This window comes from Microbacterium sp. Leaf436 (assembly GCF_001424715.1).
Lineage (GTDB): Bacteria > Actinomycetota > Actinomycetes > Actinomycetales > Microbacteriaceae > Microbacterium.
The window spans coordinates 100274-122681 of the sequence record NZ_LMRB01000005.1 but is presented as its reverse complement, the minus strand read 5'-3'; the positions used below and the strand labels follow the sequence as shown (position 1 = coordinate 122681).

Sequence of the window (22408 nt, the reverse complement as noted above, 5' to 3'; positions counted from 1 at the left end):
CGTTCAGCGGTTCGACGGCGTCACGCGCGCGGAGTCTGTGGGCGGTCGAACGACGAAGGGCGGGCCCGACGGGCCCGCCCTTCGCTCGGTCTACTGAACGACCACCCCCGTCGTGGGTGGGGAGGACACCACCTCAGAGGTGGTGTCCGTGGTGCGTACGAAGTAGCTGTGCGCGCCCTTCACCCACTTCCCGGTGAGCGAATAAACCTTTCCGTCACTCACGTCGGTGTCGGATGAATCGACCGCAGTCATGTCCCGAACCACCCCGTCCAGGACCAGCTGGACCTTGTGGGGCGCCTCACCGTTCGCGTCCGTGTAGGTCGCTTGAACGGTGACGTCGTCGTCCGTCGTCAGCGACCCACCGGTGTGGGAGATCGCCGTCAGGGTCGGCGCGGTTCCACTCGCCTGGTTCGTGAAGCTGACTTCGTCCACGAGGAGTTCGCCGTCCGTGTCCGCGGTCTGCTGCAGCCAGAACACCATCTTCGCCTGCGACCGGTCCAGGCCGGGGAACGCTGCCAGGTCGAACGAGTAGGTGTTCCAGCCATTGGACACGGCGATCGGTGCGGTGCCGGTTACCCGGTGGTTCGAGTCCGCGTCGGAGACCTCGATGCGCAAGCGCAGGTTCGGCGAAGGCGAGCGCATCGTCACGGTGAGATAGCGGTATCCGCTCGCATCCACCGAGTGATGCCAGGGCTGGAACTTCGCCTGCGAGGCGGAGGTCGCCGGGTTCTGGAAGAACCGCCCCACCGTGCGCCCATCGACCGTCGTGTTCGTGACGGAACCGACCCCCGCGTGGTTGTTGTACCAATTCGCCCAGGCGTACCCCTGAACTCCGAACAGGCCGTCCTTGCCGAACCCGTCGTACAGCAGGGGACTGCCCGGGTTCGGGAGCGGTGGAGCCACCGTGTAATGCGCCGACGAGTAGACCTGCGAACCATCGGCCTGCGTGCCGCGCACGTCCACACGTGCGTTCGTGTACGGAGCGACACCGTTCACGTTGAAGGAACCGGTGGCGACGCCGGCGGAGGTCGCCATGGGGGCCCAATTGGGGCCGAGCGCGAGACCGCTGAGATCACTGTCCGCGAAGACGGTGACGTCGCCGGTGACATAGTCCCCGGTCTGCGGTGACGTCACCGCGAGGGGCGCGGGGTCCGTGCCCCCGTCCCACGGGGCATCGCCGACTGCGGTCAGCCCGAACAGGGCGGAGAACAGGCCCGTTTGAATGCTCACGCTGTATTCGTTGTACCGCCACTGCTGTCCACTGTCCTGCCAGACGGGGCGGTCCGCGTACCACGGGCTTCCACTCTTCACGTCGAGAGGGTCTTTGGCGTTGGGGCCGCTGACGAGAGCGCCGGGGATGACGATTCCTGTACCCGCCTGGTTCTGGGCGTCCTCGTCCAGTCGGGTGTGAAGGAACTTCGTGCTCTTCTCGCCGACTCCGGAGACCCAGCTCGTCCCCCAGGGGTTGTTGCCGAACACCCAGTACAAGCCGCGCTGGACGGCTTCCAGTGCGCGCTCGTCGCCGAAGAGCTCGTAGTAGCGGAGGGCATCCGCGACGTAGGAGACATGCGGCTCGTTGACCCCGAAGTTCTTGAACTGGTCCACCACGCCGTAAGGGGTGTCATCCGTGCTGGTGAGGAAGTAGTCCAACTGCTTCTTCAGGTACGACTGGATCTGCGCCTGGGCCGTGGGCGAAGCGGCGGGGTACAACTCGGCCATCGACAGCGGCGCGAGGTCCCAGTAGTTCGTGTTGGAGAGGATGGTGAAATCGGTCGCCGCGATCGTGGCTTCGGCGGAGTCCTTGTAGCCCGCGTCTCCGGTCAGGAGGTGCAGCTCGACTTCGGCGAACAGCAAGGAGTTGTCGAGGCCGCCCCGCGTGGTGGAGTATCCGCCGAGGGGGTCGGATCGGTGGGTGTCGGCATAGGTGTAGAAGGCTTCGGCGCCCGCACGGCTCCGCGCGGCGAAAGCCTCCCACTCCGTCACCGCGGCCGCGGGGATCGCTCCGTCGTCGAGCGCCTTCTCGACAGCTCGAGCCGTGGCGGCCAAGGTTCCCGCGGCTTTCGCTGATCCTCCGACGCCGTAGCCGGAGATCCGTCGGTCGTCTTTCGTGCCCACGATGCCGTCGGTGTGCTTGTCGGGGTGCTGGAAGCTCCCGCTGCCCTTCACGTCCCAGAACCCGCCGTCGAAGGCATCCAGCATCCGGAGGAGGTATTCGCTACCGAAGCGAGCCTCGTCGACGAGGTCGGGAACGCCGTTGCTGTCGTTGTCGAACGACACCGCCGGTGTGTCCCCGTACCGCAGGTAGCTGACGGCGATGTTGCCCCCCACCCACTGATTGCCGCCGTAGATGCCGTAGTCGCCGGCGTCGTACCACCCACCGGTGAGGTCGTAGTGGATCGTCCCGTCTTCCGATGCGGCGTCGTCCAGGTGGCCGGGGCCGTGGAACGCCTTCGCGGAGGGAGCGATGCTGCTGTAGCCACTCGGGTACACGTCGGCGGTGGCGACACCTGAGCGCTGCAGTCGGTAGAACGCCGTCATCTCATCGAGGTAGCCGGCCCACACGTTGTCCTGGATCTGGAAGTGGGGGGAGGCGACCCCGTCGACCTCGAGAACGTAGTCGGTACCGACAGTGTCGAGGGCGGTGAAGTCCACGGTGTAGACGCGGTCGCCCCACACGACTCCCTCGTCGTTCAGCGCACAGGACGGGACGACGACGGTGGAGCCTTCAAGAACTCGACACGACGTGCCGGGCGCGAGCGGGCCGTCCGCGACGACGGAACCCACCTTCAACCCGCTTGCGCTGTATCCCGCCTGGCTCACCGCGACCTGTGTGATCGTCGCGGCCAGAGCCGGCGAGGCGGCCACGAACGCTCCTCCCGCGGCCAGGGCGAGGGAGGTCGCCCCGCCTATCCAGATTCTCGCTCGTCGTCGAGTCATGACGTCTCCTTTGAGTCATCGCGGCGTCGTCGCCGGCGACCCGTCAGTATCATCACGAAAAGAAAGACATCGCAAGACATCGAACGATATTTAAATACACACCCCGGAAAAGATCAGAGTAGAACAAACGAGATCAGTTGATTAGGATGAGCCTGTCGAACACAGGCATAGGAGGCCGTGATGCTCGCTGCGGAACGACGTGCGCGGATTCTGAGCCGTGCGCAACAGGACGGGGCGGTGAGCATCACCTCGCTCGTCAGCGACCTCGGTGTCTCTCACGTCACGGTCCGGCGGGACCTGGACACGCTCGTTGCGGAGCAGGTGCTCGACAAAGTACGAGGAGGCGCTGTTCTTCGTCCGGAGTCCCGGTCCGACGTGAGCCCCGCCTTCACCGGCACAGTCGGGGTGGTCGTACCCACCTCTTACTACTACCGGTACGTCGTCGAAGGAGTGAACGACGTGCTCGCCCGGGGCGGTGAGATGCGGCTCGCCATATCCGAGTACGACCTCGAAGAGGAGTACCGCCTCATCGAGGAACTCGTGGCGGGGGGCGTCTCCGGTCTGCTCTGGGTGCCCACCGTCTCAGAACGGGTCGCGCCCCCGGGCTTTCTCGACAGGCTCGCTCAGCTCGACGTTCCGGTGGTGTTCGTCGAGCGGGAGCTCCCCGGCGGTGGTCTCGGGACGGTGTCGTCCGTGCGCACGGCCCACGAACGCGGTGCGCTCTCAGCGGTGCGGCATCTGACGGACCTCGGGCACCGACGTGTGTTGATGGTGAGCAGGGGCAGCTCGCAGAGTTCCGAGTTCGTGCGGCTCGGGTGGCGCGACGCCGTCCAGCGGTTGGGGCTCGAGGAAGGTAGTGGCATCCTCGGGCCCGACGAGCTCGGCGCAGGCCCGCGTTGGGAACGTGGAGGAGCCGACGTCGTGATGGATGCGGTCCAGCGAGTGGGGGCGACCGCTCTGTTCTGCCATGGCGATGAGAACTCCCTCTTCGGGTTGCTGCAGAACGCTCGAGCTCGAGGCTTGAGCGTGCCCGAGCAGTTGTCGATCATCGCCTACGACGATGACGTTTCAGCCCATGCGGATCCGCCCATCGCTGCCGTGGCGCCCGACCGCCGCCGCGTCGGTGCGCTCGCTACGCGCATGCTGATCGACCTCATCGCCGAGCCCAGCGCCGAGCCCCCCCTGCAACTCCACGTCGAGCCGCGTCTCATTCTGCGCGGGTCGACGGCGGCACCCGCATGAGCCGTGCCGTGCTCTTCTCCGGTGGAGAGGACTACACCGATCCCTGGCATCCGTTCGCCGATACCAGCGTCGAACTCGCCTCGATACTCCGTGCGGACGGCTTCACCGTTCGCACGGTCACGCGAGTCGATGACCTCGACACGCTGTTGCAAAGCTCCGACCTGCTCGTGGTCAACGCCGGCGGGGGACAGCAGGCTCACCCCCACGATCCGCGCCTCCGTTCGGCTCTCGCCGACCACGCGGGCGGAATCCTTGCCCTGCACGTGGCCGCGACGCTCCTGCCGACCGGCGACTTCTGGGAGGAACGACTGGGTGGCCGATGGGTGCGAGGTCGAACCATGCACCCCGCTCGCGGCGAGATGCGGCTGCTGCGCGACGCCGACGTGGCGTGCGCCGATCTCCCCACCGTCATCGAGACCATCGATGAGGCGTACTCCTGGCTGCGAGTCGACGCCGACGCACGCATCCTCTTCCGCCAGAGCTACGCGGACGAGATGCATCCCGTCGTCTGGACGCACGTGACCGGGGGCCGTCGTTCGGCATATTGCGCATTGGGTCACGACGTCGAGGCCTATGAGTCTCCCGCCGTTCGCTCCCTCGTGGCTGGTCTCGCCCGCTGGGCCCACGGGGCCGACGGCGCACGCGGGGTCTGAGGTCACCTGCGGCGTGACACGGGGAGGCCCGTCGGATGGTGCGCCGTGTCGTCGCCGACGGCGAAGGACGGTCCCGCATCAACGCACCCCTCGAGCCGAGAGTGCGTCGCCGACGTCGAAGGCGTGCTTGGAGGCGATGACGAGGAAGGGGACGATGAACGCCCGGACGCTGCCCCGCGATCCCCGGGCGTGCTGAGCGTCTCGAAGCTCCCGCGTGTGGCGGGCGAGCACCGGGATGGCGGCGACAGTGACCGAGAGCATGAGTGCCAGTTGCTCGGTGTCGAGTCCGAGAGCACGAAGCGGACGGAGGCCGCGCTCCAACGCTCCGAGGAGTTCGGTCGCCCTCGTCGTGAGGGCGAGCAGTCCGCTCACCACGAGCATCACGGATACCCGTGCGGTGTTGGACAGGGCCGCCTCGGGGCCCGAGAAGAGCAGCTGGCTGGCGGCGGTCAGGGCGAGAATCCATCGGACCGCGCGCAGCTGGCGCCCCAGGTCCCGCATGCCCAGCGCCCCATCGCCGAGATCGGCGAACAGGTAGCAGGTGAGGGCGACGCCGACGGCGACCATCGCCGCCCACCACGTCGAGGGAAGGAACGACACGGCGGAGGCGATGGCGACCAGCACCACCACCTTCGGTCCCGCAGGCATCCGATTCAGGCGACCCGTGCCAGGACGGTAGAGGCTCAGCACCGCAGTGAGTCCTCGTAGGTCGCGATCACCTCGGCGGGCGGGCCGACCGCGGCCACCCGCCCCTCGGAGAGCAGCACCGCAGCCTCGCATCGGGCGGCGAGGTGAAGGTCGTGGGTGACCACGACGAGCTTGTGCCCGCGGTCTGCGAGCAGGTGATGCGTGACCGTGCGGGCATTGCGCGCGTCGAGGTAAGCGGTCGGCTCGTCGGCGATGACGAGAGCGGGCCGACGCACGAACGCGCCGCACAGCGACAGAAGCTGCTTCTGCCCCCCGGACAGCTCGTGCGACGAACGGTCCGCGAGGGAGGTGAGCTCGAACTGCGCCAGTGCGTGCGCAACCCGGGCGTCGCGCTCAGAGGCTCCGAGCCGCTCAGGCCGGAGGGAGAACGCGACGTCCTCCGCGACAGTCGGCATCAGGATCTGGGCGTCGGGGTTGCTCATGATGAAGGCGGTTTTCGCCCGGAGTTCTTTCGCCTGCGCATGGGGATCGAGACCCAGTACTCGGGTCGTGCCCGTGGTGGTCGCCACGAGGCCGGCGAGCAGCCGTGCGAAGGTGGATTTGCCGGAGCCGTTGTCGCCGATCACCGCGGTGGTTCGCACGTTCATCTCGAGCGAGAGGTCGTTCAGCACCGGTGTCCCGGCGATGAGCACCGACGCTCGGTCCAGGTGGATGCTCATCGCACCACCTGGAAGAGCGCCGCGACCCCGAGGCCGCCGCCCACGGATGCCGCTGCCACCCCGTACGTGCCTGACGGTGCGCCGCCCCGGACGAGGCGGCTGAACAGTCGGACAACCGAGACGGTGCCGCTCGCTCCCCACGGATGACCGTAGGCGAGAGCGCCGCCGTCGGTGCTCACACGTGAGTCGTCCTCGCTGAGGTGCAGCCGGTCGAGAACGGCAAGGCTCTGCGCCGCGAAGGCCTCGACGATCTCGAAAGCCTCGACCTCCCTCGTCGCCAGCATTCGGGATGCCAACGCCGCCTGCACGGCGGCCGCCGCCCCGATACCGGGGAGAGCCGGGTCGCAACCGATCACCGCGGCAGCGCGCAACGCGAGCCCCGGTCCTCGCCCCTCGGGAACGAGCAGGACCGTCGCCGCCCCGTCGCTGACGCGGGCGGTGTTTCCCGCGGTGACCGTTCCGCCCGGGAAGACGGCGGGTAGGCGAGCGAGCACCGCGTCCGCCACCCCGATGGCATCGTCGTCGCGGGATCCGAGGATCGGGACGGTCTCGTCGTCGAAGCGGCCGGCGGTGCGGGCTGCGCGTGCGCGGGCGTGACTTCGGGCTGCATGGGCATCTTGTCGACGGCGGGAGATGCCGTCGTGCGCGGCGAGGTCCTCGGCCGCCCGGACCATGTCCGGGTCCGCGAAACCCGCGGGCGTGAAGGGCGCTCGGGCGTAGGGCCTGCCGTCCGTGCTGCGGGTGGGGGCGGTCGATGCACTTTCGACGCCCCCGGCGATCCGTGGGCGTGCATCGCCGCCTCGGATGGCGGCGGCCGCATCGATGATCGCCGCCAGACCGCTCCCGCACTGGCGGTCCACCGTTCCACCGGGCACGCCGAACCCGAGTCCCGCGCCCAGGGCGGCGATGCGGCCCAGGTTTCCCCCCGGGCCCATGCAGTTGCCCAGGACGACATCTGCCACCTCGATCTCTCCCGCAGCGACTCGTCGTGCGTCCCGCAGCGTGTGCTGGATGACCGGTGCGGCGAGTTCTGCGGCGGTGGCTCGCGCCAGGGCGCGTCCTCGGGTTGCGATGTGCGTTCGTCGAGCGGCGATGATCACCGGGTCACGATCGGTTCGGATCACAGCGGGGCACCTCCCCGGCACGCAGGCGGCGTTCTGCTTCAGCCCTGGCGATCTTCCCGGAGGCGGTGCGCGGCAACGGGCCGACAAACCAGCGGCGCGGACGGTGAGACGGGGCGAGGCGGCGCGTCAGCCCAGGGAGATCGGGCCGTTCCGGGCCGCTCAGCTCGACGTGCGCCGCCACGAGTGCGCCGAGCACGGGGTGTGGGATCCCGCACACGAACGCGTCACGAACGCCGGGCGCCGTTCGAAGGACGTTCTCGACCTCTCCGGGGATCACGGTCGCGGATGCGGTCAGGATCGCGCCGTCCCGGCGCCCCCGAATCTGTAGCCGACCGTCCGAGATACGGACACGATCTCCCACGGTCGCCCAGGCGTCTCGCATCCGCAGTGGGCCAGGTGCGCCCAGGTACCCCAGGGCGATGTACGGGGACCTCACCCACAGCTCTCCGTCTCGGACGTCCAGACGGACGCCGGGGAATTCCTGCAGACCGGAGCCCTCGTCGATGGCCACGAACGAGAGCTCTGCCGCCCCGTAGTACTCGATGACGCGCAGGCCGGAGGCTTCGGCTCGAGTCCTCAGCGCGGGGTCGAGCGATGAGCCACCCACGAGAGCGATCCTCATCCGCGCCGGCACGCCGGCATCCAGAACTGCCCGTAACGCGTGCGGAGTGCCGTGCATGCACGTCGCTCGCTCCGCCATCGGGGAGCCGAGAACGTTGAGCCCGAGCAGGGGGCGGGGGCCGTTCTCGAGCGCATGAGCGAGCGAGAAGAGGGTCAGCGACGACGACGGGGATCCGGGAAGCAGGATGTGTTCCTCGGGTCCGGCCTGCAGAGCCTTCGAGATCGCGTCGAACGAGTCTGACCAGGACTCCGCGGTCCGGACGACGACGCGTGGGGTGCCGCTGGAGCCTGAGGTCGTCGTCGCCCACGCGACGTCTGCGGAAAGCGGCGCCGACAGGATCGCGTCGACGTCGTGAGGCGAGCCCCAGCGGGAATCGGTGACGAGCGGTACCCGCCCGGCCGCGCGGAGCGAGCGCAAGCGCTCGAGGATCTGCGCGCTGTCGCTGCGTACCGTCGTGATCATGTGTGGGTGACGGTCTCTGAGTCGGACGGAGGAGTGGATGCCGAGCTCGTGGGCCACGAACGTCGGAACGCGCGGGGGTAAGCGCGGACGAGGGTCATGACGACGGTGGTGGCGATGGCGACTTTGACGAGGTCTCCGGGCAGGAAGACGAGACTGGCGAGTGCGGTCTCCGCGAGGGGGAGCCGGGTGACGGCGCTCTGGACGGGGATACCCAGGGCGTAGACGACCAAGATCCCCCCGATGATCAGGCCGAGGAAGGTGCGCCACGTCGACGGACGTCGACCTCCCGCGTGCACGGTCGCGCCGATGACGATGGCCCCCACGATCCAGCCGAGCAGATATCCGGCGGAGGGCCCGAAGAACACACCGACGCCGCCCCTGCCGCCCGCGAGGAGCGGGAGCCCGACCGCGACGAGGAGCAACAGGACGCTCACCGACAGAGCGCCGAGGCGCGCGCCGAGGATCGTGCCCGCGAGCATCACTCCGAGCGTCTGGGCGGTGACGGGGACGGCCCCGAACACGCTGAAGCTGCCGGGCAGGCCCAGGGCGGCGATGACCGCGGCGAAGACCGCGACGCGACCGACATCCGTCGTGTCGAGATGCCGGCGGCGGGTGACGTAGCTGCTCATGGTGCTCCACTTCTGGTTGGTGAACAGTGTTCACTTGAACGGTGTTCTCTAGAACGTCGTTCACTATATAGTGTCCTCATGGCCGAGTACGGGAACGGGCGTCGCCACACCCGAGATGATGTCGCGCGCGCAGCGCTGCACATCCTGGACGAGCACGGGCTGCCGGATCTGACGATGCGTCGACTCGCGTCTGCGCTGGACGTGCAGCCCAGCGCCCTCTACTGGCATTTCGCCAACAAGCAGACGCTGCTGGCGGAGCTTGCCGACCGAATCGTGGCGGGCCAGTCCGCGGCCCCCGGGGCGGTGAGGGGTTCACATGCTCACGCGGCGGCTCACTCTTTGCGCGATGCGCTTCTGGCTTACCGCGACGGAGCCGAAGTGGTGTTGAGCACTCTCGCGCTCGGCGTGGGGGCGGCGGGTGCTCATGATCGCCTGGTCGCGGCCCTCGAGGCCGATGGCGTCGAAGCGTCGGAGGCTCGTCGCGCGGCGTTGGTTCTCCTGCACTTCATCATCGGCCACGTGTTGCACGAGCAGCAGCGAATGCACTACGACAGCGTCGGGGTCACCGCGCCCAGCGCCGCGCTCACCCCGGAGCACGGATCCACGGCGGAGGCGGATTTCGCGTTCGGCGTGGACCTCTTCGCCGCGGGGGTCGAACGTCGACTGGTGCCACCCCCACGCGAGGTGTCCTGACGCAGCGAGTCCGTTCGCCCATCCGAGAGGGGTTCGACCGCGCGAGAGAACGGGGCGTCGTCGCGCGACGAGCGGCGGAGGACGCCGCGACGTCAGGGACCCCGTCGAGTGCCAGCCCGACTGTGTCACGCGACGTCGCTCAGACGACGCCTCAGCCTCCCGACGCTCGTACGCTGGACACCATGGCCCACGACGACGAACAGGAACAACGCGCACTGCGGTCGATCGAGGCCATCAACGCCGGCGCGAACATCGGCGACGAGGCGTTCCAGCTCGCGAACGAGTTCACCGACCGTCACACCGGTCGCATGACGGCCTGGTTGAAGCGCCGCTTGCACCGCTCCTGAACCGACGGCCGCAGCCTCAGCCCGGCCACTCCCGCGATTCCAGCCGTTCCAGCAGCACCTCGACCGCGGACCCTTCCATGCCGCGCACCCACCGCTGCGTCGACGAACCGCGCGACGACACCGTGCGCCCGCGCTCGCCGCGTTCGAGCCGTACCTCGACCTGTCCCGACGAGACGCTGACCCCGCGCAGCACCCCCGCGGCCACCATCGCGGCGAGCGGGTCGTGTAACGCGCAGCGACGGTCGGGGAACACGCGGCCCGCGTAGAAGTCGAGGTACAACGGCAGCATCGCGGCCAACGCCTGCGGCAGAGCGCCGGGGATCGCTTCGAGGCGCACGAGGTCGGTGGCATCCAGGGTCTGCGTCATCGTGACGTCGAGGGGGACGAGCGTGGTGTCCCAGTCCTGCGCGAGAACGACGGCGGCCGCTTCGGGGTCGTTGTGGATGTTCGCCTCGGCCCACGCGGTGACGTTGCCCGAGTGGGCGAACGCGCCGCCCATGACGACGAGACGGTCGAACCGGGCGACGCCGGGGGCCTCGGCGTACGCGGCGAGGTTCGTCAGCGGCCCGAGGGCGAGCACGGTGAGATCCGGATGCCGGGTGGCCGCGTGGTCGATCAGCTCGACGGCGGCGCGGGCATCGTGCGCCCGGGCGGCGGCGGTCAGTGCGATGCCGCCGAGCCCGTCGTCGCCGTGCACGTGGGGCGCGCCACCGGCGTAGGCGCGGCCGCGGAAGTCGTGGGCGCCGACGGCCACGGGGATGTCGTTCTCGCCGGCGAGCTCGAAGAGCGAGAGGGTGTTGGCGGCGGCGCGGGCGGCATCCGTGTTGCCGGAGACCGTCGTCACCCCGACGATCTCGACGCTCGGTTCGGCCAGCAGGTACGCCAGGGCGAGGGCGTCGTCGATGCCGGTGTCGCAGTCGACGAGGATCGGGCGGCGGGTCATGCGGACGCTCCGTACGTGTCGAGGGGGCCGAGCGCCGGCTGCGAGGCCTCGTCGGCGACGGCCGCCGACCCCACCGCGCAGGCGCGCGCCAGGGCGTCGGCCTCGGAGTCTTCCCGGAGCAGCCCGACGACGAGAGCCGCGCAGAACGCATCGCCCGCGCCGACGGTGTTGCGCACGGTCGTGGCGACACCGGCGGCTGCGGCCACGAGCTCGCCTTGACGGAACAGCCGTGCGCCGTCGGCGCCGAGCGTCACGCACAGCAGGGGAGCGTCGTGCACCTCGGGCAGTTGCGCGTACTCGGTCTCGTTGACGATCACGAGGTCGCATCGCTCGAGCACTCCGGCGGGGAGCGGACGGGCGGGGGCGGCGTTGAGGGCGAAGAAGCCGGCGGCGGTCGCGGCGGCCGAGACGACGGCATCCGACACCTCGAGCTGCATCAGCACCGCGGCGCCCGGCTCGATCCCGAGCGTCGTCGCGTCGATGGCGGCGTTCGCGCCGGCGCACACGACGATCGAGTTCTCACCCGTCGCGTCGACCACGATGAGGGCGGTGCCGGTCGCGGCCTCGGCGGTCTGCACGCCCGATGCGTCGACGCCGACCGCGGTGAGCTGATCCCGGATGCCACGACCGTCGGCGTCGTCGCCCACCGCGCCGATCAGCCGCACGGCGGCGCCCAGCCGGGCGGCCGCGACCGCCTGGTTGGCGCCCTTGCCGCCGGGGCCGCGTTGCAGTACGCCGTCGGCGACCGTCTCTCCGGCAGCGGGAGCGCGCTCGACGCGGGCGGTGAGGTCGACGTTGACGGCGCCGACGACGGTGAGAGGTGGGGAGGAACCGGGGGTCACGAGAACCCACCCTCGCACGACCCGCCGACAATCCGGGTGACGCGGCCGGACGGCCTCAGTGCAACAGCAGCTTCGCCACGATCAGCAGTCCCGAGATGACCACGGATCCGATCGCGGTGAGCACCACGGCGACGGCGGGGTAGCCGCGCAGCCGCGCTCCGGCGGTGGCGACGACGACGAGGTAGGCCATGGCCACGCCGACGCCCCAGAGCAGGGCCGTCTGCAGGTCGGCCCCCGCGGCGGACAGCGCGACGACCACCAGCAGTGGCAGGAAGGTCACCGAGACCATCGGTGCACCGACCGCGAGGTGGTGCCGGACGATCTGCCACGGACGCTTCGACGACACGTCGCCCAGCGAGTACGCGAAGACGTGGGTGGCGAAGTACACGACGTTGGTGAGCGCCACCACGGCGATCACGTCGCTGAGTTCGGCGTTGCCGAGACCGATGAGAGTGGATGCCGAGACGAGGGCGCCGTAGCATCCCGCGCTGATGCGTTCGGCGGCGTCGTGTCCGAGGGCGCGGCGCGCGGGCGAGTCGTGATGGTCGTTCATGTCGGGGGTCACCCTAGCGAGGAACGGCGGCGGAGCACCGCCGACACGATCGCGACGATCGTTCCCACCGCGACGCCGATGATCGTCTCGATCACCCGGTCGCGCAGCAGCAGGTCGGGGCCCACCGGCGACGCGAGCGACACCATGAGCAGCGCGAGCGGGGTGATGAAGATCATCGCGATGCCGTAGTTGCGGCCGACGAACAGCTCGGCCCCGGCCTGCAGGGCGACGGCGATCACGATGACGAGCCACGGCGGCAGGTGCAGGGCGAGCAGTCCCGCCGCGATCAGCACGCCGAGCAGTGTGCCCACCAGTCGCTGCACCCCGCGGATGAGGCGCGCGGTCACGTGCGCCCCGCCGACGGCGGCGACGGCGCCGACCATGGCCCAGTACCAGTGGGTGCCGACCAGCAGTGCGCCGGCGATGCCCGCGAGCAGCGCGGCGACGCCGACCGTGGCGGTCATCTCCCACGCGACGGCGCCGATCGGCGGGCGCGGGCGGGCGGGACGCTGCCACGATCCGCGACGTACCACCACCGACACCGCCGAGACGAGCAGGCTCCACAGCACGCTCGCACCGCCGACGACCAGCACCGTGACGAACGTCGAGGCCGTGGCGGGGAAGCTCGCGGTCGCACCCGCGGCGAACACCGCGAACAGCGCTCCGGGCGGGTGCCACTGCTTGCGGTAGGCGAACAGCGTCACGGCCGCCGCGAGCACGGCGACGACCGCCACGCTCCCCAGCGCCGGGGTGGACAGGAACGACACGGCGGTGCCCACGAGCATCGATGCCAACAGCATGCCGCCGGCCGTCGCCTGCATGCGCAGGCGCACCCGCGGCACGTCGTTGCGGCCGTACAGCGCGGCGAAGGCGCCGAAGCTCGCGTAGACGCTGAGGTCGAGGCGACCGAGCAGCAGGAGCACCAGCAGCGGGACGCCGACGCTGATCACGGCACGCACAGCGACGCGATGATCGCCCTGTCGCGGTCCCACCCGGATGACTCCGGTCCACACGCGCCCCCGGGATTCCGCCATTGCTTCAGCCTACGCGCCGCGCAACGGGCGATCGGGGGACGGCGTCAAGGGTGTGGCATCCCTCTCACTTTCTGATGGTGTGGAGGAATGGATGCCGAACGCGAGAAGCCCCCGATCGAACCCGGCCCCGAGCCCGACACCTCGACCGCCGCCGAGGGGGAGAAGTCGGATCCCTCACTCGACGGCGAGGACCAGCCCATCGAGTGAGTCCTCGTCGTCGTTCGACGTCGAACGGTCGGCGGGCATCGCCGCCGCGCAGTCCGTAGGGTGGGAGGCCCCGACCCGAACGAGGAGAGACGTGTTCCGCACGCCCCTGACCCTGTTTCGCACGCTCGCGATCGCCGAGGCGATCTCGTGGACACTGCTGATCGCGGGACTGATCCTGCGTGCCACGGCCGATCTGCCCATCGCGGTGTCGATCGGGGGCGGCATCCACGGTTTCGTGTTCCTCGCCTACGGCGCGACCGCGGTGCTCGTCGCCCTGAACCAGCGGTGGGGCCTCGGGCCCGCGGCGGTCGCGGTCGTGAGCGCCGTCATCCCCTACGCGACGATCCCCACCGAGATCTGGCTGCAGCGCAGCGGCCGCCTGCGCGGAGCCTGGCGTCGCGACGCGGGCGACGACCCGCGGGATCGCCGGCCGATCGACCGGCTGCTGCGCTTCTTCCTGCGTCGACCCTGGGTGCTGGCGGCGGTGCTGATCGCCGTGGTCGCCGTGGTGTTCGTGGTGCTGCTGGTCGTGGGTCCCCCGGGCGGTAAGGGCTGACACTCGTCGCCTGCGCGGGGTTATGCGACGCTCGGTCGTCCGTCGGTGACTCCTCCTGCGGCTCCCGCACTCAGCGGACGAACGTACGGGCGCTCGCCGAGGCGACCGTGCAGGTCGTGGTGAAGGTCTCGACCGTTCCCGACAGCGTGACCCGGGCGTTGCCGACCCCCGCGGGAACGACCACCCCGTCCGACGCGAGCGGGCTGCCGACCGCGGTCGCGAAGTGGTGCACGGTGTCACCCGCGCGTCCCGAGACCGTCAGGTCGAGCTCCATCCCCAGGATCGGACCGGTACGCGAGGCCACCCTCCACTCCACGGCGACGAGCCCCGCGCCGCGCCCGGTCGTCGTGAGGGTCAGCGATCCGCATTCCTCGCCGCCCACGGCCTCGGTCGGCAGCGGCCGGTCTTCAGGGGTGTCCTGCACGCCGCAGAGGTCGAGGTCGTGCATCTCGGCGTAATCGCGGCCGTTCGGCGTCACCCGCGAGCAGTCCGCCAGCAGGGCGACCGTGTCGCTCGCGCTCAGCGGGTCGAAGCGCGCCACGGCAGAGGCCGGGGCGGGGGAGCCGGTCGCCAGCGCGGCGCTGAGGACGCTCACGGCGACCGCGTACGCGAGGCGATGGTGCATGACGGCTCCTTCCCGGGCCTGAGGACCTCCGCCGTCCGCGGCGGCCGCGCACTCACGGTTTCGTCGACACCGTCACCGTGAACTTGCGATCGCGGGCGACCTGACGCGTGGGGCCCACCAGTCGGGTCAACGCCGGTCGGTACTGCAGGGCCGAGTTCCACACCGTCCACAGCTCGCCGCCGGAGCGCAGCACCCGGGCCGCATCCGAGAACATGCGGGGGGCGACTCCCTCGTGGATGGCGGCGCCCACGTGGAACGGCGGGTTCAGCGCGATGAACGAGGCGGAGGCCCCGGGTTGCGAGCGGAGAAGGTCGTCGCGCACGACCTCGATGCGGTCGGCGACGCCGTTCGCGTCGGCCGTCGCCCGCGCCGAGGCGACGGCGATCGCCGACTGGTCGCTCGCGATCACGCGAAGCGAGGGATGCCGTACGGCGAGGGCTGCGGCGACCGCGCCGGTGCCGCAGGCCAGGTCGATGGCGTCGTCGCCGCTCGGTGCCGGCAGGTGCGCCAGCAGCAGGCGGGTGCCGATGTCGATCGAGGCGCCGGCGAAGGCACCGCCGAACGCGCGGATCTCGAAACCGTCGACCGTGGCGCGCTCGGGCTGGGGCTCGGCGCCGTCGTGGGGGCCGCGGGCGAGGAGCACACGGGACTTCTGCCGGGCGTGAGAGACGTCGACCCGGTCGAAGTGCTCGCGCAGCACCTCGTTCATGGTGACCGTCATGTGCTTGAGGCGGCCGCCCGCGAACACGACGACGTCGGGGTGGGCGTGCAGCGCGATCAGCCCGGCGATGTCACGGAGCTCGCGCAGCGAGCGGGGGAGGCGAAGCAGCACGACGCGCGCGTCGGCGAGCAGAGCGGCATCCCGGTCCCGCGAGATGAACGTGTCGGACAGGCCCGCGGTCTCGGCGTTCGCCGCCAGGGCCTTCTCGCCGATGACGCCGTCCTGGTGCACTCGGATGTCACGGGCACCGGCGTCGGCCGCGGCGAGCGTGAGCGCGCCGTAGTCGTCGCCGATCACCACCAGCTGACCGTCGACGGCGGCGGCGCGGGCCTCGGCCGATTCGTCGAGGATCAGTCGATCGGCCGCGTCGGCGGCGTACAGCTCGGGCCCTTCGAGATCGGGCCAGCGGCGGAGGGTTTCGAAGGAGAAGGGCACCGTGCCACGGTACCCGCTGCTCCTGGCCTCAGGCGCGGCGGTTGGCCGCCGCCGCCGCGGAGGCCAGGTCGGCGAGCACGGGCGGCACGTCGTCGGACGGCACCACGGCCTGCACCAGCGTCAGCCCCGTCGCCGAGCGGGCGGTTGCCAGGGCCTCGGTGAGCGCGCCGACGGTGTCGACGCGCACGCCGACACTCGTGCCGGCGGGGTCCATGGCGGCGAGGAGGGCCGTCCAGTCCCACGTGGCGATGTCGTTGTACCGCTCGTGCAGCCCGTGGATCACCCGTTCGACGGTGTACCCGGCGTTGTCGACGACCACGATCACGGCGGGGATGCCCTGGCGCACGAGCGTGCCGAGCTCGCCGACCGTGAGCTGAGCGGCGCCGTCGCCGATGAGCAGCACGGGACGCCGTTCGGGGCGGGCGAGGGCCGCGCCGAGGATCGCGGGAAGGGTGAAGCCGATGGCCGCCCACAGCGGCTGTCCGCCGAAGACCACGCCGTGAGGGAGGCGTTCGCCGGCCATGCCGTAGAACGACGTGCCCTGGTCGGCGAGCACGGTGTCGCCGTCGCGCAGGAAACCGGCGATCTCGCGCCACAGCGCCGTCTGGCTCAGCGTGGCCGAGGGGTCGAGGGGCTCGCGTGCGGCCGGCACCCCGTTGACCGCGGGGGCGCGGAAGCGATCGCCCTGTGCGGCGAGGGCGTCGGCGACGGCGTCGAGCGCGTCGCGCATCGCGAGCGGGCGGAAGTCGTCGTTGCCGACGCGCGTGTGCTCGCCGCGGATCTCGACCGTGCGTGCCGGATCGATGCGCTGCGAGAAGAACCCGCTGGTGAGGTCGGTGAACTGCACACCCGCCATGATGAGCAGATCGGCGGTCTCGATCCCGTCGCGCACGGCGGGGGCACTGGCTGCGCCGAGGTACGACCCCAGGTAGGCCGGAGCCGACTCGTCGACGACTCGGCGCCCCCACAGCAGCGAGGCGTGCGGCACGCCCTGCGCGAGCACGCGGTGCAGGGACGGTTCGGCCGACAGACGCGCGACGAGGATGTCGGCGAGAACCGAGACCGAGTCGGCCACCTCGAGGCGGGCGCCCAGCGCATCGCGGAACCGGGCCAGCACGGCGGGGTCGGTGACGACGTCGGGGGCGGGGAGCGCGGCGGCCGGGGGAGAAGCCGGAGCCTCGCTCACATCGGCGGGGATGAGCAGATAGCCCGGCAGTCGCCGATGGCGCACCTCGGCGAGCACACGGTCGATCTGGGTCGTGGCATCGGTCGCCGACAGCACCTCGTGCTCCGCGGTGACCTCGGCGGTCATGCGGGCGAAGTGGCCGAAGTCGCCGTCGCCGAGCGAGTGGTGGCTCGCGCGTCCCGCCGCCTGGACGGCGGTGGTCGGTGCGCCGACGACGTGGAGCACGGGAACGTGCTCGGCGAAGCTGCCCGCCACCGCGCTGATGGCCGAGAGCTCACCCACGCCGAAGGTCGTGCTGAGGGCCCCGAGACCGTGCAGGCGGGCATAACCGTCGGCGGCGTATCCGGCACCGAGCTCGTTCGCGCATCCCACCCACTCGATCAGCGGATGCCGCTCGACATGGTCGAGGAACGCGAGGGTGAAGTCACCGGGAACGCCGAACAGATGACGGACGCCCGACTCGGCGAGCCGATCGAGCAGGTAGTCGGCCACCGTGTACGTCGACATCGTCGCCCGCGCTCTCTGCCGTGTGCCGTGCCGCCGAGCGGCTTACCGGGTGCCGAAGTGGAAGGGGAGAGCCAACGACGCCGAGACCAGGATGATGCCCAGGGCGAAGAACAGCGCGGGGGCTGCGAGCGAGAACGAGAGGCCGGTGAGCAGCATGCCCCCGACGAACAGGATGAGCGAGACGATGAACATGAAGATCCCTTCGGTCGGTCCAGGCTATCGCGCCGGGTCGGCCGGCGGGACCGCGACGGGGCGCGGCGCGGCGGGTCGACGGGGCATCTCGTCGAGAGCGGCGTGCGCCCAGAGGGTGCTGCCCGCGACGGCGGCGGGCATGACAGCGACGGCACCGAGGGGCACCAGGAAGCACAGCTGCGTGGCGACCCCGAAACCGAGGGCGCGAGCGCGATGCGCGCGCAGGATGTCGCGGCGCGCACGGCGATCGAGACCCCGCGCCGACAGGGCGCGCGAGGTGAGCTCGTCGGCGAGCAGCCAGCCGGTCAGCACCACTCCGGTGACGAAGCCCAGGACGCCGCCGACGAAGGGGATGAGCCCGAGCAGCCAGGCCGCAGCTGCGGCGAGGACGCCCCGGGAGATCAATCGGACGCTGTCGCCCACGGCGCGCCAGAACCCGTAATCGGTGTCGGGGACGCGACCCGTATGACTGCGTTCTGTGGCGCGCCAGATGCGGTCGTAGAACGGCTCGCCGACCAGCAGCGTGACGGCGGTGAACGACACGACGACGAGCAGCAGGGCCGCGCCGAACGACGCGAGGCCCAGGGCGGTGCGGGCCGCGTCGGCCCAGAACGGTACCCAGTCGTCGGCGAACGGCGTCCAGCCCACGACGAGGCCGGGCAGAGCGAAACCCCACGCGACGAGAGCTGCGGCGAAGACCAGGCCGACCACCGTTCCCGGGATGAGTCCGAGGGCCATCGCGCCGGGCGTGCGGCGCCACTGACCGAGGCCGCGGGCCAGGAGCCCGGCGCCGGAGAGGAATTCGCGCATGCCGACGAGTGTGGCAGAACCCCCCGACATCACAGGCGACCCTTGCGCGTCCCCGCCCTTCGCGGTGCCTCCGGTCCTCCCGCGCCTCTCCGGGGCCCGGGCGCCTCGGTGGCGATGTCGGAAGCCGCTGCCACGATGTCGGTATGCGCCTTCGCACGACGTCCACGCAGCGCACGTACCGGTACGTGCGCCTGGCGCTGATCGGCGCGACGGTCCTCCTCGCCCTCTCGGTCGGGATCGAGATCGCGGGCGGCGACCCGCTGCCGTCGATCAGCTCGGCGTACTACACGCCCGCCGGACCGGTGTTCGTCGGGGCGCTGAGCGCCATCGCCCTCGCGCTGCTGGCGCTGTCGGGGCGGAGTCTCGAGCAGGCTCTTCTCGACGTCGCCGCGGTCCTCGCCCTCGCGATCGCCTACCTGCCCACGGCGGTCGCGGGGCCCGGCTCGGGCTGCCCCGGGGCGACGGCATGCGTTCCCGATGCGGTGATGCCGACCGTGGTCAACAACGCCGTGGCCGTGGCATCCGTCGTGCTGCTCGGGGTCATCGCCGCACTGATCCTCGCCCGGGTGCAGGGCACGACGAGTCGCGGGGTGACGCTGACGGCGGCGACGGTCGCGGGGCTGGTGGTCGCCGGTGCGGTCTGGGCGGGGGTGTCGCCGACGTCGTTCTTCGTGATCGCGCACGAGGCGGCCGCCGTGGGGTTCTTCCTCCTCATCGCCGCCGTCGCCGCCCTCGCCGCGTGGCGCCCGCATCCGCGCTCGTCGCACGGGCGGGGTGTTCGCCTCGCGTACGGCGCGGTCGCCGCGGCCATCGTTCTGACGCTGGCGGTTCTCGTGGCGGCGCTGCTCGCGGGCGTCGACACGGCGGCCGTTCCGGTGATCCTCTGGGGGGAGGCCGTCGCCGTGGGGCTGTTCGCGGTGTTCTGGCTGGTGCAGACGATCGAGCTGTGGAACGAGGTCGATCCGACGCTGGGGCCGTGACCGGGAATACGCCGCGAGCAGCGGCGTTACCTTGATACGTCGACGCTCAAGTATCAAACTTGAGTCCGTTGCACTCACGTATCAGGAGACGGAATTGCCCGAGAATGTCACCCCCGGCGCCGCAGACGACGGTGCCCAGTCGTTCGACGAGTTCCTCGCGCGCTACCTGGCGGGCGAGCAGGCGCGTGCCGAACGCTCGATCGATCTGAGCCGCTTCCTCAGCGCCCGCACCCAGGACGCGCTGCAGGCCGCCGGCCGCTTCGCGCTCGGCCGCGGCCAGCGCGAGCTCGACGCCCTGCACGTGCTGCACGTCCTCGTGGGACGATCGCCCGCGAACGACGCCGTCGCGCGCCTGGGAGCCGACCCCGCCGCCATCGCCCGAGCGGCCGAGAGCCGTCTGCCGGCGGCCGGTCCCGCCGCCGACGTCGACGGGGCGGTCGTCGCGGGTTCGGTGCAGCGTGCGCTGTTCCACGCTTTCCAGGTCGCCCGCGCGGCCGGATCGACCTACGTCGACCCCGACCACCTCTTCTTCGCCCTCGTCCTCGCCCAAGACGCCCCCGCCGGCCAGATCCTCGCCCAGGCCGGCGTCACCGCCGAAGCCCTGACCCAGGGCGTGCGCGAGACCGTCGTCGGCGGCGACGAGGTCGACGCGCCCGCCGAGTCGGCATCCGTCACCCCGAACCTCGACCGCTTCGGCACCGATCTCACGGCGCGCGCGGCCGCGGGCGCACTCGACCCCGTGATCGGGCGCTCCGACGAGATCGAGCAGACCCTCGAGATCCTCAGCCGTCGCACGAAGAACAACCCCGTGCTCATCGGCGAGGCCGGCGTCGGAAAGACCGCCGTCGTCGAGGGACTCGCGCGGGCGATCGTCGCCGGCGACGTGCCCGAGCAGCTGCGCGACACGCGCGTGGTCTCGATCGACCTCGCCGCCATGCTCGCCGGAGCGCGGTACCGCGGCGACTTCGAAGAGCGCCTCACCCAGACGCTCGACGAGATCGCGGCATCCGACAAGCTCGTGGTCTTCATCGACGAGGTGCACACGCTCGTCGGTGCGGGCGGCAGCGGCGACGGGTCGATGGATGCCGGCAACATCCTCAAGCCCCGCCTGGCCCGCGGCGACGTGCACCTGATCGGCGCCACCACCCTGCGCGAGTACCGCACGATCGAGAAGGACCCCGCGCTCGAGCGCCGCCTGCAGCCCGTGCGCGTAGGGGAGCCGTCGATCCCGGATGCCGTGGAGATCCTGCACGGGCTCCGCGCGGCCTACGAGCAGCACCACGCCGTGTCCTACACCGACGACGCCCTCCGGGCCGCCGTCGAGTTGAGCGACCGGTACCTGCCCGACCGCGTGCTGCCCGACAAGGCGATCGACCTGATCGACCAGGCGGGCGCCCGTCTGCGGCTGAAGCTGGGCGTGCGCGTCGACACCACGGATCTGCTCGCCCGGCTCGCGACCCTCGAGGCCGACAAGAACGCCGCCGTGTCGGCCGAGCACTACGAGGAAGCCTCACGTCTGCGAGACGAGATGGCCGACGTGCAGGCGCGGCTCGACGCGGCCACCGCCCGGCCGCGGTCGGCTGCGGTGGTCGACGAGCCCGAGATCGCCGCGGTGATCAGCCGGTCCACCGGGATTCCCGTCGCTCGCCTCACGGCCACCGAGCGCGGCCGCCTGTCGCAGTTGGAGGACGAACTGCACGCCCGGGTCATCGGGCAGGACGATGCCGTCGCGGCCGTCGCCAAGGCCGTGCGCCGCAACCGCACGGGCATGGGGGATGAGAGCCGTCCCGTCGGATCGTTCCTGTTCCTCGGCCCCACCGGCGTCGGGAAGACCGAACTGGCGAAGGCCCTGGCGGGCTCGCTCTTCGACGACGACGCCGCCGTGATCCGATTCGACATGAGCGAGTTCGGCGAACGTCACACGGTGTCGCGGCTGATCGGTGCCCCTCCCGGATACGTCGGCTACGACGAGGCCGGCCAGCTCACCGAGCGCGTGCGTCGCGCTCCCTACTCGGTGGTGCTGTTCGACGAGATCGAGAAGGCCCACCCCGACGTCTTCACCCTGCTGCTGCAGGTGCTCGACGACGGTCGTCTCACCGACGGCCAGGGGCGCACGGTCGACTTCCGCAACACCGTGATCGTGATGACCTCCAACCTGGGCGCCGAGGTGCTGGCATCCCGTTCCGGGGCGATCGGTTTCACCACGACCGGCCGCGAGTTCGCCGACGACGATCTGCGCGATCGCGTGATGGGGAAGCTCCGCGAGGCCATGCGGCCCGAGTTCCTCAACCGCATAGACGACATCGTGCTGTTCCGCAAGCTCGAGAAGACGCAGCTGCGCCGGATCGTGCGCCTGCTGCTCGACGCGACCTCGCGGCGGCTCTCGGCACGGGGCGTCGCGCTCGACGTCACCGACGCGGCTGTCGACCGGCTGGCCGAGGTGGGCTACGAGCCCGAGTACGGTGCCCGGCCCCTGCGCCGCGTCATCCAGCGCGAGGTCGACGATCGCGTCGCCGACCTGTTCGTGTCGGGAGAGCTGGTCGACGGCGGAGCGGTGACGGTGGACGCCACCCCCACGGGCTTCGTGGTCGGGGCGGCCGCACAGGCGCTCGCGGCGTAAGACAGGACGAACGCCCCGGGACGTCGGTCCCGGGGCGTTCGTCGTCCGTGCGTGCGCCGCAAGGGTGGTCCCTCGGAGGGCCCGGCCCGTGAAGGACCCAGCCGGATCGGCACGACGCGCG

At 70.8% G+C, this 22408-nt stretch carries 22 protein-coding genes; 7 read left to right on the top strand and 15 right to left on the bottom strand.

The window, feature by feature from the left end; translation table 11 throughout:
- Positions 1-90: 90 nt before the first annotated feature.
- Positions 91-2937 (bottom strand): glycoside hydrolase family 9 protein, encoded by a 2847-nt coding sequence (locus tag ASG45_RS15575; protein WP_082516651.1) that lies wholly within the window; start codon positions 2935-2937, stop codon positions 91-93.
- Positions 2938-3117: 180 nt separating this feature from the next.
- Between ASG45_RS15575 and ASG45_RS15570 the strand changes: the two genes are divergently transcribed.
- Positions 3118-4179 carry a substrate-binding domain-containing protein gene (locus ASG45_RS15570; protein WP_055839873.1) on the top strand — a complete coding sequence of 354 codons (1062 nt, stop codon included), beginning with the start codon at positions 3118-3120 and terminating at the stop codon, positions 4177-4179.
- Positions 4176-4832, top strand: a complete 657-nt coding sequence (locus tag ASG45_RS15565; protein WP_055839869.1) for a ThuA domain-containing protein — start codon at positions 4176-4178, stop codon at positions 4830-4832. Before ASG45_RS15570 ends, ASG45_RS15565 begins: the two co-directional genes overlap by 4 nt.
- A gap of 78 nt (positions 4833-4910) precedes the next feature.
- On the opposite strand, the gene ASG45_RS15560 is transcribed toward ASG45_RS15565, so the two are convergent.
- From ASG45_RS15560 to ASG45_RS15540, 5 genes are read right to left on the bottom strand one after another with little or no spacing between them, the layout of a single operon-like run.
- A complete protein-coding gene (locus ASG45_RS15560; RefSeq protein WP_235561648.1) occupies positions 4911-5480 on the bottom strand; it encodes an energy-coupling factor transporter transmembrane component T in 570 nt (189 codons plus the stop codon).
- A gap of 35 nt (positions 5481-5515) precedes the next feature.
- Positions 5516-6199: an energy-coupling factor ABC transporter ATP-binding protein gene (locus tag ASG45_RS15555; protein ID WP_055839863.1), complete on the bottom strand. Its 684-nt coding sequence runs from the start codon at positions 6197-6199 to the stop codon at positions 5516-5518.
- The gene (locus ASG45_RS15550; RefSeq protein WP_156459491.1) at positions 6196-7320 is read right to left on the bottom strand and encodes an acetyl-CoA C-acyltransferase; all 1125 of its coding nucleotides are present in this window, start codon (positions 7318-7320) and stop codon (positions 6196-6198) included. Before ASG45_RS15550 ends, ASG45_RS15555 begins: the two co-directional genes overlap by 4 nt.
- Positions 7304-8407 carry an ANL family adenylate-forming protein gene (locus ASG45_RS15545; RefSeq protein ID WP_055839857.1) on the bottom strand — a complete coding sequence of 368 codons (1104 nt, stop codon included), beginning with the start codon at positions 8405-8407 and terminating at the stop codon, positions 7304-7306. The genes ASG45_RS15550 and ASG45_RS15545 overlap by 17 nt, the downstream gene beginning before the upstream one ends.
- The gene (locus ASG45_RS15540) at positions 8404-9036 is read right to left on the bottom strand and encodes a biotin transporter BioY (RefSeq protein ID WP_055839854.1); all 633 of its coding nucleotides are present in this window, start codon (positions 9034-9036) and stop codon (positions 8404-8406) included. Before ASG45_RS15540 ends, ASG45_RS15545 begins: the two co-directional genes overlap by 4 nt.
- 78 nt (positions 9037-9114) lie before the next feature.
- Between ASG45_RS15540 and ASG45_RS15535 the strand changes: the two genes are divergently transcribed.
- On the top strand, positions 9115-9729 hold the full coding sequence (locus ASG45_RS15535) for a TetR/AcrR family transcriptional regulator C-terminal domain-containing protein (protein WP_055839851.1): 615 nt from the start codon (positions 9115-9117) through the stop codon (positions 9727-9729).
- Between the two features lie 182 nt (positions 9730-9911).
- Entirely contained in the window at positions 9912-10076 is a 165-nt protein-coding gene (locus ASG45_RS16330; protein ID WP_156459490.1) for a hypothetical protein, read from the top strand.
- Between the two features lie 16 nt (positions 10077-10092).
- Here the strand turns inward: ASG45_RS16330 and ASG45_RS15530 are convergent, their stop codons facing one another.
- The 4 genes from ASG45_RS15530 to ASG45_RS15515 are packed head-to-tail and all read right to left on the bottom strand — an operon-like array spanning position 10093 to position 13448.
- Positions 10093-11019, bottom strand: coding sequence for a nucleoside hydrolase (locus ASG45_RS15530; protein WP_055839848.1), 927 nt, complete (start codon positions 11017-11019; stop codon positions 10093-10095).
- Entirely contained in the window at positions 11016-11861 is an 846-nt protein-coding gene (locus tag ASG45_RS15525; RefSeq protein ID WP_235561647.1) for a PfkB family carbohydrate kinase, read from the bottom strand. Before ASG45_RS15525 ends, ASG45_RS15530 begins: the two co-directional genes overlap by 4 nt.
- A 55-nt stretch (positions 11862-11916) precedes the next feature.
- A complete protein-coding gene (locus tag ASG45_RS15520) occupies positions 11917-12414 on the bottom strand; it encodes a hypothetical protein (protein WP_156458777.1) in 498 nt (165 codons plus the stop codon).
- A gap of 8 nt (positions 12415-12422) precedes the next feature.
- Positions 12423-13448 carry an FUSC family protein gene (locus ASG45_RS15515; protein ID WP_055839840.1) on the bottom strand — a complete coding sequence of 342 codons (1026 nt, stop codon included), beginning with the start codon at positions 13446-13448 and terminating at the stop codon, positions 12423-12425.
- A gap of 298 nt (positions 13449-13746) precedes the next feature.
- Between ASG45_RS15515 and ASG45_RS15510 the strand changes: the two genes are divergently transcribed.
- Positions 13747-14211, top strand: coding sequence for a DUF3817 domain-containing protein (locus ASG45_RS15510; protein ID WP_055839837.1), 465 nt, complete (start codon positions 13747-13749; stop codon positions 14209-14211).
- 70 nt (positions 14212-14281) lie between these two features.
- On the opposite strand, the gene ASG45_RS15505 is transcribed toward ASG45_RS15510, so the two are convergent.
- Genes ASG45_RS15505 through ASG45_RS15490 form a run of 5 tightly spaced genes read right to left on the bottom strand, consistent with a single transcriptional unit; the run spans position 14282 to position 18687 of the window.
- Positions 14282-14836 (bottom strand): hypothetical protein, encoded by a 555-nt coding sequence (locus ASG45_RS15505; RefSeq protein WP_055839834.1) that lies wholly within the window; start codon positions 14834-14836, stop codon positions 14282-14284.
- A 52-nt stretch (positions 14837-14888) separates the two neighbouring features.
- Positions 14889-15992 carry a class I SAM-dependent methyltransferase gene (locus ASG45_RS15500; RefSeq protein WP_055839831.1) on the bottom strand — a complete coding sequence of 368 codons (1104 nt, stop codon included), beginning with the start codon at positions 15990-15992 and terminating at the stop codon, positions 14889-14891.
- 28 nt (positions 15993-16020) lie between these two features.
- Positions 16021-17685 carry an alpha-keto acid decarboxylase family protein gene (locus ASG45_RS15495; protein ID WP_055839829.1) on the bottom strand — a complete coding sequence of 555 codons (1665 nt, stop codon included), beginning with the start codon at positions 17683-17685 and terminating at the stop codon, positions 16021-16023.
- 42 nt (positions 17686-17727) lie between these two features.
- Positions 17728-17877, bottom strand: coding sequence for a hypothetical protein (locus tag ASG45_RS16325; protein ID WP_013585971.1), 150 nt, complete (start codon positions 17875-17877; stop codon positions 17728-17730).
- Between the two features lie 24 nt (positions 17878-17901).
- Positions 17902-18687 carry an EI24 domain-containing protein gene (locus ASG45_RS15490; RefSeq protein WP_055839935.1) on the bottom strand — a complete coding sequence of 262 codons (786 nt, stop codon included), beginning with the start codon at positions 18685-18687 and terminating at the stop codon, positions 17902-17904.
- Positions 18688-18830: 143 nt separating this feature from the next.
- Between ASG45_RS15490 and ASG45_RS15485 the strand changes: the two genes are divergently transcribed.
- Both ASG45_RS15485 and ASG45_RS15480 read left to right on the top strand, forming a co-directional pair.
- A complete protein-coding gene (locus ASG45_RS15485) occupies positions 18831-19667 on the top strand; it encodes a hypothetical protein (protein WP_055839827.1) in 837 nt (278 codons plus the stop codon).
- A 94-nt stretch (positions 19668-19761) separates the two neighbouring features.
- On the top strand, positions 19762-22287 hold the full coding sequence (locus tag ASG45_RS15480; protein WP_055839824.1) for an ATP-dependent Clp protease ATP-binding subunit: 2526 nt from the start codon (positions 19762-19764) through the stop codon (positions 22285-22287).
- Positions 22288-22408: the final 121 nt, after the last annotated feature.